At 68.3% G+C, this 12,280-nt stretch carries 14 protein-coding genes and 1 pseudogene; 9 read left to right on the top strand and 6 right to left on the bottom strand.

The genetic code is table 11. The features are described from left to right. Positions 1 to 69 precede the first annotated feature (69 nt). Together EDD40_RS16345 and EDD40_RS16340 are read left to right on the top strand one after the other, a co-directional pair. Positions 70 to 693, top strand: coding sequence for a mycothiol-dependent nitroreductase Rv2466c family protein (locus EDD40_RS16345; protein ID WP_123743680.1), 624 nt, complete (start codon positions 70 to 72; stop codon positions 691 to 693). A 68-nt stretch (positions 694 to 761) separates the two neighbouring features. Further along, positions 762 to 2,117, top strand: coding sequence for an aldehyde dehydrogenase family protein (locus EDD40_RS16340; RefSeq protein ID WP_123743679.1), 1,356 nt, complete (start codon positions 762 to 764; stop codon positions 2,115 to 2,117). A gap of 153 nt (positions 2,118 to 2,270) precedes the next feature. Here the strand turns inward: EDD40_RS16340 and EDD40_RS16335 are convergent, their stop codons facing one another. Then, on the bottom strand, positions 2,271 to 2,981 hold the full coding sequence (locus tag EDD40_RS16335; protein ID WP_246037687.1) for a 2-phosphosulfolactate phosphatase: 711 nt from the start codon (positions 2,979 to 2,981) through the stop codon (positions 2,271 to 2,273). 27 nt (positions 2,982 to 3,008) lie between these two features. Here EDD40_RS16335 and EDD40_RS16330 point away from each other — a divergent pair, with 27 nt between their 5' ends. Both EDD40_RS16330 and EDD40_RS16325 read left to right on the top strand, forming a co-directional pair. Continuing rightward, complete coding sequence (locus EDD40_RS16330) at positions 3,009 to 3,476, top strand: ribose-5-phosphate isomerase (RefSeq protein WP_123743678.1); 468 nt, start codon at positions 3,009 to 3,011, stop codon at positions 3,474 to 3,476. After that, complete coding sequence (locus EDD40_RS16325; protein ID WP_123743677.1) at positions 3,476 to 4,279, top strand: Fpg/Nei family DNA glycosylase; 804 nt, start codon at positions 3,476 to 3,478, stop codon at positions 4,277 to 4,279. The genes EDD40_RS16330 and EDD40_RS16325 overlap by 1 nt, the downstream gene beginning before the upstream one ends. 4 nt (positions 4,280 to 4,283) lie before the next feature. On the opposite strand, the gene EDD40_RS16320 is transcribed toward EDD40_RS16325, so the two are convergent. Both EDD40_RS16320 and EDD40_RS16315 read right to left on the bottom strand, forming a co-directional pair. Further along, a complete protein-coding gene (locus EDD40_RS16320) occupies positions 4,284 to 5,048 on the bottom strand; it encodes a hypothetical protein (protein WP_123743676.1) in 765 nt (254 codons plus the stop codon). Positions 5,049 to 5,110: 62 nt separating this feature from the next. Continuing rightward, complete coding sequence (locus EDD40_RS16315) at positions 5,111 to 6,319, bottom strand: GNAT family N-acetyltransferase (RefSeq protein WP_123743675.1); 1,209 nt, start codon at positions 6,317 to 6,319, stop codon at positions 5,111 to 5,113. Positions 6,320 to 6,402: 83 nt separating this feature from the next. Here EDD40_RS16315 and EDD40_RS16310 point away from each other — a divergent pair, with 83 nt between their 5' ends. Next, on the top strand, positions 6,403 to 7,119 hold the full coding sequence (locus EDD40_RS16310) for a maleylpyruvate isomerase family mycothiol-dependent enzyme (RefSeq protein ID WP_123743674.1): 717 nt from the start codon (positions 6,403 to 6,405) through the stop codon (positions 7,117 to 7,119). A gap of 141 nt (positions 7,120 to 7,260) precedes the next feature. Here the strand turns inward: EDD40_RS16310 and EDD40_RS16305 are convergent, their stop codons facing one another. After that, positions 7,261 to 7,602: a VOC family protein gene (locus EDD40_RS16305; protein ID WP_123743673.1), complete on the bottom strand. Its 342-nt coding sequence runs from the start codon at positions 7,600 to 7,602 to the stop codon at positions 7,261 to 7,263. A gap of 209 nt (positions 7,603 to 7,811) precedes the next feature. Here EDD40_RS16305 and EDD40_RS16300 point away from each other — a divergent pair. From EDD40_RS16300 to EDD40_RS16285, 4 genes and pseudogenes are all read left to right on the top strand, one after another. After that, positions 7,812 to 8,111: pseudogene (locus EDD40_RS16300) on the top strand (tyrosine-type recombinase/integrase); the annotation flags it as partial. Between the two features lie 341 nt (positions 8,112 to 8,452). Beyond that, positions 8,453 to 8,692, top strand: a complete 240-nt coding sequence (locus EDD40_RS16295; protein ID WP_123743671.1) for a DUF2188 domain-containing protein — start codon at positions 8,453 to 8,455, stop codon at positions 8,690 to 8,692. Between the two features lie 365 nt (positions 8,693 to 9,057). Next, positions 9,058 to 10,440 carry a Fic family protein gene (locus tag EDD40_RS16290; RefSeq protein ID WP_123743670.1) on the top strand — a complete coding sequence of 461 codons (1,383 nt, stop codon included), beginning with the start codon at positions 9,058 to 9,060 and terminating at the stop codon, positions 10,438 to 10,440. A 15-nt stretch (positions 10,441 to 10,455) separates the two neighbouring features. Continuing rightward, complete coding sequence (locus EDD40_RS16285) at positions 10,456 to 11,016, top strand: HD domain-containing protein (RefSeq protein WP_123748063.1); 561 nt, start codon at positions 10,456 to 10,458, stop codon at positions 11,014 to 11,016. On the opposite strand, the gene EDD40_RS16280 is transcribed toward EDD40_RS16285, so the two are convergent. Further along, complete coding sequence (locus tag EDD40_RS16280; RefSeq protein ID WP_123743669.1) at positions 11,009 to 11,479, bottom strand: NUDIX hydrolase; 471 nt, start codon at positions 11,477 to 11,479, stop codon at positions 11,009 to 11,011. The genes EDD40_RS16285 and EDD40_RS16280 overlap by 8 nt on opposite strands. A gap of 12 nt (positions 11,480 to 11,491) precedes the next feature. After that, positions 11,492 to 12,235: a DUF5919 domain-containing protein gene (locus EDD40_RS16275; RefSeq protein WP_123743668.1), complete on the bottom strand. Its 744-nt coding sequence runs from the start codon at positions 12,233 to 12,235 to the stop codon at positions 11,492 to 11,494. Positions 12,236 to 12,280 lie beyond the last annotated feature (45 nt).

Below are 12,280 nucleotides of genomic sequence, written 5' to 3'. Positions count from 1 at the left end.
CTGGTTGAGCACGATGGGAGCGCCGAACCTGGCGCACCCGCTCACGAACAGCCACGGAGGGAACACCGCATGTCGACAGAGGGACGTACGAAGGTCGACTTCTACTTCGACCCGGTCTGCCCGTTCGCGTGGATCTCGTCCCGGTGGATCCTCGAGGTGGAGCAGCAGCGCGAACTCGACCTGGACTTCCGCGTGATGAGCCTCTCGGTGCTCAACGAGGGCCGCGACCTGCCCGCCGACTACCGCGACATGATGGACCGCAGCTGGGGCCCGGTGCGCGTCGCCATCGCGGCGGCCAAGAGCAAGGGCGACGGCGTGCTGCGCGACCTGTACACCGCGCTCGGCACCCGGATCCACAACGAGGGCCTGGGCAAGACGCGTGACTACGACCAGGCCATCAAGCTGGCGCTGGAGGACGTCGGGCTGCCCGCGGAGCTGGCCGAGGCGGCGCACACCGACGCGCACGACGAGGACCTCCGGGCCAGCCACCACCGCGGCATGGACCCGGTGGGCATGGACGTCGGCACGCCCACGATCCACATCGACGGCGTGGCGTTCTTCGGGCCCGTGCTCACCAAGATCCCGCGCGGCGAGGACGCCGTGAAGGTGTTCGACGGCGCGCGGGCGTTGGCGAGCTTCCCGCACTTCTTCGAGCTCAAGCGCACCCGGACCGGGGGTCTGGACTTCTCCTGACCCGATCGATGTGACACTCTTGGGTGAGTTTCGTCCTGGAGTGTCACATCGTTCTCGGGGAGCCCGCAGTGATCGAGGTCGTCAACCCGACCACCGAAGAGGTCGTCGGCACGGTCCGCGCCGGCACCGTCGGCGACGTGGACACCGCCGTGATCAGGGCGGTCGCCGCGTTCCCGGCCTGGTCGGCGACGGCCCCGGACTCCCGGCTCGCCCTCGTGCGGGCGATCGCGGACGCCCTGGAGGCACGGGCCGCCGAGTTCGCCTCGACCATGACGGCGGAGATGGGCACGCCCGCCACGTTCGCGTCGCGGGTGCAGGTGCCGAACCCCGTGGGCATCGCGCGCGGGGTGGCGGACGTGCTGGCCGCCGGCTACTTCGACGGCGCGGAGCTCGGGAACTCGCTCGTGCTGCGGGAACCGGTCGGCGTCGTCGCGGCCATCACGCCGTGGAACTTCCCGTTGCAGCAGATGGTGGCCAAGGTCGTGCCCGCGCTGGCGGCGGGCAACGTGGTCGTGCTCAAGCCGAGCGAGCTGGCGCCCCTCACCGCTGACCTGCTCGCCGCGGTGCTCCACGACGTCGGCGTGCCCGAAGGTGTGTTCTCCCTCGTCCACGGCACCGGGCCGGTGGTCGGCGAAGCGTTGGCGAGTCACCCGATGGTGGACATGGTGTCGTTCACCGGTTCGACGCGGGCCGGTCGGCGGGTGTCCGCGCTGGCCGCCGAGACGGTGAAGCGGGTGGCGTTGGAGCTGGGCGGCAAGTCGGCGAACGTCGTGCTGGAGGACGCCGACCTGACGCGTGCGGTGAAGATCGGCGTGGGCAACGCGTACATGAACAACGGGCAGGCGTGCAGCGCGTGGACCCGCCTGCTGGTGCCCGCGTCCCGGCACGACGAGGCGTTGGAGATCGCGGTCGCCGCCGCGGCCAAGTACGAGCCCGGCGATCCCGCTCTTCCCTCGACGCGCATGGGCCCGGCGGTCTCGTCCGCCCAGCGCGACCGCGCCGTCGGATACATCGAGCGCGGCGTCTCGGAGGGGGCGAAGCTCGCCCTCGGCGGCGCCTCCCGCCCCCTCGACCGCGGCTTCTTCGTCGCGCCGACCGTGTTCGGCGACGTCCGGTCGGACATGGTGATCGCGCAGGAGGAGATCTTCGGCCCGGTCCTGTCCGTCATGCCCTACGCGGACGAGGACGACGCCGTGCGGATCGCGAACTCCACCATCTACGGCTTGGGCGGCGCGGTGTTCTCGGCGGACACCGACCGCGCCCTGGCGGTGGCGAAGCGGTTGCGCACCGGGCAGGTGGACATCAACGGCGCGGCGTTCAACACCAGCGCCCCGTTCGGCGGCTACCGCCAGTCGGGCAACGGCCGCGAGTTCGGCTCCCACGGCCTGGACGAGTTCACCGAGCTGAAGTCCATCCAACGCTGACCCCGAGAGTCCTGCGTTCACGGCGCGTGAGTCGTACGTTCGCGCACCCCGAGTTCAACACTCGGCCATACCGGACGGTATGGCCGAGTGTTGAACTCATGCGCTCTGGAGGTAGGACTCTCGAGCCCTGAACGCAGGACTCTCGCGAGGGGGTCAGGCGGCGCGCAGGACGCCGTCGGTCAGGCGCGGGACGGCGGCGCTGACGTTCACCTGGGACGCGAGGGCGACGTCACCGGCGTGGCCGGCCGAGATCAGCTCGCGGCCGGACACGCAGCCGGCCAGCACGTCCTCCACCGACGCCCACGCGTAGGTCTCCGCCGCCAGAGCCGCTTCCACCGAAGCCGACCCGTACCCCAGCAGGGACGACATGATCGCGCCCGCGCCCAGCAGGTCCTCGACCGCCGGCCGCAGCGGCCCGACGTCCCCGTGCTCCGCCAGGTTCACGCCCCACCGCTCACCGGCCGGCACGACGCCGACCGGCCCGCCGGCCGCCAGCTCCCGAGCCGCCGCGGCGACCGCCCGCGCGTTGCGCAGGCACCCCGCCAGCACGACCGCCCCCGTGGCCCCGGCCGACGAGCACAACGTGGCGCCGTTCGCCGAAGCCAGCTCCAACTCCGCCCCGGCCGGCACCGACACCAGCGACGACGGCCGCAACGTCCACGACGGGTCCGCCGGCCGCGCGGCGGTCTCCCGCTGCGACCAGCGCACCGGCCGCACGGCCCCACCGCGGGCCACGACGACGTCCACCGCCGTGGAGAACGACAGCACGTCCACGATCACCAGCACCGCGCACTGCTCACCGAGCGCGGCGACCCCCTCCGCACCCCACTCCAGGCGCAGCCGGCAACCCTCTTGACCGAACACGCCGTCCAGGATGGCAGACTTGCTGACGTGCGCGTTTACCTGGGATCGGACCACGCGGGCTTCGAGCTGAAGACCCACCTCGTCAAGCACCTGACCGACGCGGGCCACGAGGTGGTCGACGTCGGACCGGCCGCCTACGACGCGGAGGACGACTACCCGCCGTTCTGCATCGAGGCGGCCCGCCGCGTCGTCGCGGACGAGGGCAGCCTGGGCATCGTCATCGGCGGCTCCGGCAACGGCGAGCAGATCGCCGCGAACAAGGTGCCCGGCGCCCGCGCCGCGCTCGCCTACAGCGTGGAGACGGCGAAGCTCGCCCGCGAGCACAACGACGCCCAGCTCATCGGCATCGGCGGCCGGATGCACACCACCGAGGAGGCGTTCGCGATCGTGGAGGCGTTCCTCGCCACCCCGTTCTCCGGGCAGGAGCGGCACGCGCGGCGCATCGACATCCTCCGCGAGTACGAGCGCACCGGCGAGGCGCCGGCCCTGCCCTGATGCCTGAAGGTCACACGCTGCACCGCCTGGCGAAGCTGCACCGACGCCGGTACGCGGGCTCGACGGTCCGGGTGTCGAGCCCGCAGGGCCGGTTCGCCACGTCCGCTGTGGACGGTCGGCTGTTCGAGCGCGCCGAGGCGCACGGCAAGCACCTGTTCCACGTCTACGGGCCGGACGCGACCGTGCACGTCCACCTGGGGCTCTACGGCACGTTCACCGAGTCGCCGCACCCGGTCACCCAGCCGGTCGGCCAAGTGCGGATGCGGCTGGTCGGCCCCACCCACTGGACGGACCTGCGCGGCCCGACCCGGTGCGAGGTGCTGACCGACGTCGAGGTGGCCGCGCTGCGCGCCCGCCTCGGACCGGACCCGCTGCGCCGTGACGCGAAACCCGACCTGGCGTGGGCGCGCATCGCCCGGTCCCGCCAGTCCATCGCCGTGCTGCTGATGGACCAGACCGTGCTCGCGGGCGTCGGCAACGTCTACCGGGCCGAGGTGCTGTTCCGGCACGGCGTGCACCCGCTCGTGCCCGGCAACCAGCTGGACCGGGCGTTGTGGGACGACCTGTGGTTCGACCTGACCGTGCTCATGCGGGCCGGGGTGAAGGTCGGGCGCATCGACACCGTGCGGCCCGAGGACCTGCCCGAGGTCACCGGCCGCCCGCCGCGCCAGGACCGGCACGGCGGCGAGGTCTACGTCTACCGCCGCACCGGTCAACCGTGCCTGGTCTGCGGCACGCCCGTCGCCGCCGCCTCACTGGCAGGCCGGAACCTCTACTGGTGCCCGACCTGCCAACCCGCCTGAGCGGTCAGAACCCGCCGAAGTCGCCGCCACCGAAGTCGCCGCCACCGAAGTCACCACCGCCGTAGTCGCCGCCCGCGTCACCGCCCGCGTCGCCGCCGTCGCCACCATCGCCGCCGTCGTCACCGCCGTCGGCGCCGGGGTCCTCGGACGCCACGGCCGCCGGCACGCCGACCATGCCCGTGAACATCGCGCTGAACAGCATCATCGAGGCGAAGCCCCACGCGCCCGCCACCAGCGCGGGCTTCCACCACGGCTCGGAGTACCAGCCCTGCGGCACCGGACGTCCCGCCACCACACCACCGGGGTAGTAGTGCGGCGTGTGCGCGCCCGGCCGCGGCGAGGCGACGTACCGGTGGCCCTCCACCGTGACGTCACGCTCCTCCGACACCTTGCCCGCCCGGCTCTGACCGGTGAGGTCCGGCAGCTCGGGGCCCGGGTCGAGGTCCATCGCCACGCGCGCGGCCCGCACGTAGTACAGGCCTTCCATCGCGGTCTGCGTGACGAGGCGGCACTGCTCCACCGTGCGCGCCTGCTCCATCTGCGAACCGGCCGCGGTGAACCGCTCGGACGCGTCGGCCATCGCCTGCTGCGAGGCCACGTCCGTGCCGGCCAGGTTCATCACCTGGCCGCCCAGCCGCTCCACCCAACGGCGTGCTTCGGCCTGCGCGTCCTCCAGCTCCCGGCGGCGCTTCTCGGCGGCGGAGCGGGCGGAATACCAGACCGCGCCGACCAGGACCAGCAGCACGAGCAACACGATCGTGGTGGTCATCGACCCTCCCGGTGCTTGTTGCCCGGAAAACGCCGCACGCCGGGCAGAGGTTCCCGAAACGGTCAGAACACCTCCGGGCAGTGAGGCTCCCGATCACCCGAAAGCGCATGTGACAGGGCGTTCAGCGCACCACCGGTGACCTCACTCACCCGTTGGGCCCTCGCCAGGGTCGCCAGCCTCGTCCCACCGAGGTACGCCGCGCCCAACGCCTGCACGTCGAGCACCACGTCCGGCTCGTCGTCCACCCGCCGCACGGTGGCCGCGCCGTCCTTCACGGTGAACCGCCACCGGCCCGCGTTCCACGGGCAGAACTCGTCCGACAGCTCCAGCACCACGTCCACGTCCGAGAGGTAACGGCGCAGGGTGAGCGCGCGGTCGACGTCCACCAGCCGCACCCACAGCGAGTCGCCCCGGCCGCGCAGCGCGAGCCGTGCGTCCTCCAGCAGGTGGACGCCCGGGTCGTCGGCGGCGGTGAAGAACTTCAGCTCGCCGACCATGTCGACGTCCAACAGGTACCGGTAGAGCGCCGCGTACGCCTCGTCGGTGCGTGCCGCGATCTCGCGCACGTGCAGCTCGTTGCGCGGGCCGCGTTCCCGCCAGTCCGCCTTGACCCGGTAGACCGCGTAGCCCTGCGGGTGCAGGACGTAGCGGTACGCGGTCAACCCGTCGCGGTCGCGCTCGGTGTCGGCGAACTGGTGGTCCCACGCGGCGTCCTTGCGGCTCAGCCACCCCGTCCGGCTCGGCCGCAAGTCCTCGTACACGGCCTTCATGAACGGCATGGCCTCGTCCCGCGACACCTCGCGCAACCGCTCACCACCCGTCGACACGCCGGGCCGGAACTTCGCGCCGCTCGGCACCTCGAGCCGGGTGAACTCGGCCGCGAGCCCGTAGCCGAACCGGGGGTAGATCGCGGCCTCCGACGCCCACAGCGCGGCGATCGCCTCGGCGCCGTCCTCGTGCATGCCGTGCAGCTGGGCGCGCATCACGCGGGTGAGCACGCCGCGCCGCCGATGGCCCGGTTTCACGCCGACCGACGTGACCGCCGCGACCGGTTGCGGACCGGCGCCGGGCAGCGTGATCTGCCGGCTCTGGATGCCGCCGCCGCCGATCAGCTCGTCACCGTCGAACACGGCGTGGTGCCGTTCCGGCTCGAACAGGCCACGCCACCGTTCGAGCTGGTCCTCGACGCTGTCGAAGAGGAAAGCCGAGTTGACGAGCCGCTGGAACTCGGCGAGGTCGTTCGCGGCGAGGGTGCGGAGGGTGAGCGCCATGGCACGTTCATACGCCGGTCGGTCGCCGCGCGCGATCCAATACGGGGTCGCCCCCGGGTGGTGCGTTCGACGATGCTGCGGTGATGGATGCCCACTCGTTGGCCGGCGCGCTCCGCGTCGAAGCGGAGTCGTTCGCGGTCGCGGCAGAACTCGCGCCACTCGACCGTGACGTGCCGGCGTGCCCAGGCATGACGGTCGGTGACCTTCTCGTGCACCTCGGCTCGATCCACCGGATGGTGGCGGAGTGGATCGGCCGCGGCGCGCGCCCGGTGGGGTGGGAGAGCTCGCCGGGAGCCGACCCCATCGACTGGTACCGGACCGGCGCGGCGTCCCTGATCACCGTGCTGGATCCGGAGCGTGCGGCGTCACCTGCGGCGACGTGGTGCCCGTGGGACCGGACCCTGGGGTTCTGGGTGCGTCGGATGGCGCACGAGACGGCCGTGCACCGGTTCGACGCGCAGGCCGCGACCGGCTCGGCGGCGCCGTTGGAGCCCGGCTTGGCCGCGGACGGCATCGACGAGGTGCTGCACCTGTGGCTGGGCTGCCACCAGCCACCCGGCGTTCACACGTCAGGACAAGCTGTGACGCTGCGTGTGCCGGGCCGGGAGTGGACCGTGGCGCTGCACGAGGGGGTCGTCGACTACTGCCCGCAAGCCACCCCGGCGGCCGTCGTGAGCGGCTCGCCGTCCGCGGTGGACCTGTGGTTGTGGGGCCGGGTCGGGGAGGAGCACGTGTCGGTGGAGGGGGACGTCTCGGTGGTGCGCTCACTGCGTGCCGCCGTCGCCGCCGCCACCGGCTGATCCGCGGGCGTCGTCGGGGCAGAATGGGCGCGTGACGACGCTGCGCCTGATCCTGAGATGCCCGGTGACCTTCGCCATCGGCGTCCTCGTGGTCGTGCCGGCGATCCGCTTCGGCGAAGCCCTGTGGCGCGTCGTGACGTCCTAGGCGGCTTTGACGAAGCAGAACTCGTTGCCCGCCGGGTCGAGCAGCACCTGGAAGCTGCCCTGCTCGTCGGTCTGCACCGCGCCCAGCGGCCTGGCCCCGAGTCCGACGGCCCTCTCCGTGGCAGCCGTGATGTCGTCCACGCCGATGTCCAGGTGGAGCCGGTTCTTCACCGCTTTCGGCTCCGGCACGGGCTGGAACGAGATCCGGGGCCACCCGGGTGGAACGACGTGCGCCCACCCGTGCTCCCGCTCCACCGGCCGCCCACCGAGCAACCCCGCCCAGAACCTCACGAGCCCCGCAGGGTCGACGCAGTCCACCACGATCTGGTCCAAACGCATGCCCCATCATGAGCCGCCGACCAACCACCCCAACCGCCGCCCGACCCGAGCGTGCGAGGACGCCAAAACCGTCCACATGGGACATCCGCCGGCGATCTACCGGCGGACGCACTGCGAGACCGAGCCGAACCAGTCCGATCACCGGGGTGAAGCAGCGCCAATCGCACGCTAATGGCACGACGTGATCAGGAGACACGGCGAGGAAGGCGGCGGGAATGCCGGACGTCCACCTGCACGACCTCCGGCACACGGGCAACACGCTGGCGGCGGAGACCGGGGCGACGCTCCGGGAACTTATGGACCGGATGGGGCACAGCTCCACCCGCGCGGTGCTCATCTACCTCCATTCGAGGGAGGAGCGGGGGCGGAGCATCGCGGCGGGGATCGAGGCCGTGGTGAGCGCGGACAAGGGGCACGCGAGGGCACGGAAGATTCGCAGAAAGCAAAAGACCGTCCACGTGGGACGGTCCGCAAGAGGTCTACCAGCGAGAAGAGGCTGGAGCGGGTGACGGGAATCGAACCCGCATGACCAGCTTGGAAGTGCGGCGGCAGCGCCAGCTCACTGCGCCTGACCAGCTCTCGCCCCGGTCGTAGTTGACCGCTGTTGACCCTCGTTGACCTGGGCTAATCGCACGCTAATCGCACGGGACGTGACGAGCGGACGTGGGCCTGGTTGTGCTCCATCGAGCAACTGCGAAGCCGTCCTGATATGCCGGACGGCCCTTTGCCATGTACAGAATGGTGTCAGTCAGTGCGGCCGTTCGGGTGAAGAGCACCCTGTTCGAGTAGCGCACGCGCCTTCAGCGCCGATTGGACTACCAACGCTTGGTCCATGCTCCGAGGAGGCATCATGGGTGACAACGACCGGCACGTGGTTCCCAATCCCGAGGGTGGTTGGGACGTCCGCAAGCCGGATGCCGTGCGGGCGAGCGCTCACTTTGACACGCAGGCAGAAGCCACAGCACGTGCGCGAGAGATCGTCGGCAACACCGGTGGGGACGCGATCACCCACGGTCGTGATGGACGGATTCGCTCCCGGGACACCTCGCCGAAGGGGAACGACCCGAACCCGCCTCGTGACAAGCACTGACGGAGCGATGGCAAGGCGGCGAAGCCGTCGCGGCAGTCGATCGCCGTGCCCAGCCCGACCAGGCCGGGTAACCGCGCGATCGTCCCGACTGGCGAACTCCCAAAGCCGCGACGAGCTGTGCCCGTCAGTGCAGTGCGCCGCCATCCCAGCCACGTGCACCGACTCCGCGCACGGCCGACGGGCGGAGCGGAGCGGGAGCCCGGCGTGCCGTGATGCGGGGAGTTGGTGCCAACGTGCGCTGGGCCGTGCCGCGCGCCGCCTGAGACGGCGCGCGCCTTGATCCTGTAGAGCGCAATTCGGCAAGCAGCGACTAGACTTACCGGTGATGTCGGGCGCACTAAGCGCCAGTAAAGGGTGTGGTGCGTGTGAGCTCGGTCGTCGACCTTCAAGGTTGCCCCTACTCGCTGCCCGATGATTCGGACATTGACAAGCAGATCGACGTTCTTTTTGACGCCGAACGGCGAGTTCGTGAGAAAGTGCAGGCCGCTTCGCGTGAGATTCAAGCTAAAGGATTTTTGATCGACTATGCGGTGAACAGGCAAACGCGCGAAATCTACGAGAGTAACAAACTGGAGGATCTCGGCCCGTCGCTCGCCCGTACTAGTGAAATTCTCAAATCTTCGGATGCTGCGCTTGTCGATAAAGACCTCATGAAAGGAATGCTCTATGTAGGCATGAAGCGTGACAAGCATCTTATTGATGTACTGGGATTGCACGGTGCGAAGGTTCTTGCCGAAAGTTATGTCTCCACACTTGCCGACGGTCGGCCGTTGTCCGAGTCGGATATCCGAAGCATGCACGCTCTCATAACGTCTGGCGAGGAATTCGCCGGGAGGTATAAGCGCTATCATGTAAGGATTGGTGGCGAGGGGACCCATGAGCCGCCCTTGCCGATCGACACGCCGGCGAAAATGCGCGACTTTAGTACTTGGTTGTCGCGCGACCACGGTGGCATGCCTGTAACATTGCATGCCGCTATCGCGCATGCTTGGCTGACGCATATTCACCCGTTTGAGGATGGAAATGGCAGACTCGCGCGAGTTCTAGTCAACCTTATCTTCGCCCGCAATGGTCTTCCACCTGCGATCATCAAGCATAATACGGAGCGTACAGAATACATCGACGCGTTGGCGCATAGCGATGTAGCTGGCGATATATTTCCCTTGGCTGGAATTTTTATTAAAGCCGAGAAGCGTTTCGCGCGGGACATGGGCAAGCCAGGATTCGTTCGTAGTCTAATTGGCGATGAGATCGATAGCCGCAGTCGAAACATTTACAGCTCTTGGCTGGCGGTGTTCAATAACTTTATGGCGCGTCTGTTCGGCGAGCTGCGCGTGAGGAATTTGACCGTCGAAGATTTTTATCGCCTTGACGAGGACTCGTTCTGGAAGCTGACGAAGGCGGACAAGTCTGGGAATATGTGGTTTTTCCTGGTCAGCAATGGCGTGAGCGATCTGCTGGTGTGGATCGGCTTTTGTAGCCTCAATCTCCATGATCCGCGAGAGAATGTGGTTCGATACCCATCGTTGTTTTTTGCTGTAAGAAACAAAAATTACAGGTTGCAACGCTGGACTGCTGCACCTTCGAATCGAACTGGTGGCTTGATTGAAGTATGCGTAGTTCCTGGGGTCAAGCCTAGCGTGCAGGTCAGGCTCGATGACAGGATTCGTAAGGGTGGTATTGTGGACGGGGCGAGCGAGATTGCCGACAGGATCTATAACGGTCTCCGTTCGGCTGTTGCGTCGTAGAATGTAAGAGTGAGGATGTCACTTCTGGCGACTGCAAAACACTTGGCGTATGACTCGCTCGCGGTTACCTTGCCGGCCCGTTGGTCTCATGTTCAAGGGGTTGCAAAACGGGCCAAGTTGGCCGCATGTCTATTTCTCAAAATTGATGCGGAACTACTTGAGGCGGCTGCTTTCCTTCACGATTTAGGGTATGCGCCGAAGGTGGCGGAGACTGGGTTTCATCCGCTTGACGGGGCTCGATGCCTCGCACGGCAGGGCTTTCCGGAGCGGTTGTGCGCGCTCGTGGCTCATCACTCGTGCGCCTACCGGGAGGCCGAGTTGAGAGGGATCTCGGCTGAGCTGGCGCGTTGGGTGGATGAGAAGACGCCGCTGCGAGATGCGCTGTGGTGGGCGGACATGACCACCGGGCCGGACGGGGACACGACCGGGGTTCATGAGCGCATCGCGGAGATTCAGACGCGGTATGGGCCGGAAGACCTGGTGACGGTTTTCATCCGCCAGGCGGAGCCTGAGTTGGTGGCTGCAGTGGAGCGTACGGAGGCGCGGCTGAGGGCCGCTGGGGTTGAGATCAGGTGAAGTAGGGCTCGGGGCGGTTGCTGAGGCCATGGTCGATGCGTAGACGGATCGACGGGTGAATGTCGAGGTCGGGCAGGCGGTGGGGCTCTACCCAGTGGACTTCCTTGGATTCGCTGCTTGTGCGCAGCTCGCCTCCGATGGGTTGAGCGCGGAAGCAGATGGAGAACTCCTGGCGGACCTCGCCGTCGTCGTAGGCGATGACGTGGTTGGGGTTGGAGTAGAGGCCGACCAGGCCGGTGACCTCGACGTGGATGCCGGTTTCCTCTTCGACCTCGCGGACGACGGCTTGGGCGAGCGTCTCGCCGACGTCCTGGCCGCCGCCGGGGATGGCGTACTTGTCGTTGTCGGTTCGCCGGATCATGAGGAGGCGGCCGGTGGGGTCTTGGACGATGGCGCTAACGGCTACCCGGATGCTGTTCGGCTTCGGGGCGTTGGGGTCGTTGAGGTAGTCGGTCCTCGTCATGGTTCGACCTTGTCAGAAGGTGGCGCGCTTCGCGCCTGCCCAAACGGTCTCCAGGCTTTCGGAGTAGGTCTCGAAGAGGTCGCCTGCGGAGAGTCGGCGTAGGTGGAGGGCTGGGGCGTGGGCGCCGGGGAAGCCGTAGACGTGGGTGTTGACGATCATCTCGTCGTCGAAGCGGAACACGGAGTTGTAGAGGGTCGTCTTGTGTAGACGGACCTCGATGCCGGGGACGTCGACCAGTGGGCGGACGAACGCAAGGGCGTTGCGGATGCGGGCGGCGACGGTGCCCTTGCCCAGCTGCTCTTCCTCACTGCGGCGGGAGGCTTCGCGGGCGGTGGGGTCTCCGAACAGTAGGCGGATGCGGGTTCCGTTCTCGGCCTTGAGGCGCAGCTCCTTGGCGAAGGTCGGGCGTTCGACCAGGAAGAGGGCGGCCAGGGACAGGACCTCGATGTGCTTGGTGGCGTCGTTGAGGAGTCGGTCCCAGAGGTCCGCGGGGATGTTGTTGCGGTGGGGGTAGACCTTGACCACTTCGGACTCGGCGATCTCGGCCTTGCGGTCCGCGGCTACGGCGTCCGGCCAGAGGTAGTTCTCGGTCTCGCGGACCATTGAGGCGATGGTGTGGCGGTGGCGGGGGTAGGGGACGCGGCCTTTGGTGATCCAGCGTTCGACGGTCTTGGGGTCGACGCTGGTGGCGCGGGCTACGTGGTCGAGGTCCAGGCCGTTGCGTAGCAGGGCTTCTCGTAGGCGTTCGTTGGCCATGTGTACCCCCGTGGTGACGACTTGGGACGTCTTCAAGTTAGCAGA

The sequence above is a fragment of the Saccharothrix texasensis genome, assembly GCF_003752005.1.
In the GTDB taxonomy this organism is placed as follows: Bacteria; Actinomycetota; Actinomycetes; order Mycobacteriales; family Pseudonocardiaceae; genus Actinosynnema; species Actinosynnema texasense.
Note: the sequence above shows the minus strand (reverse complement) of the source record. Positions and strands in the feature narration are given on the sequence as shown.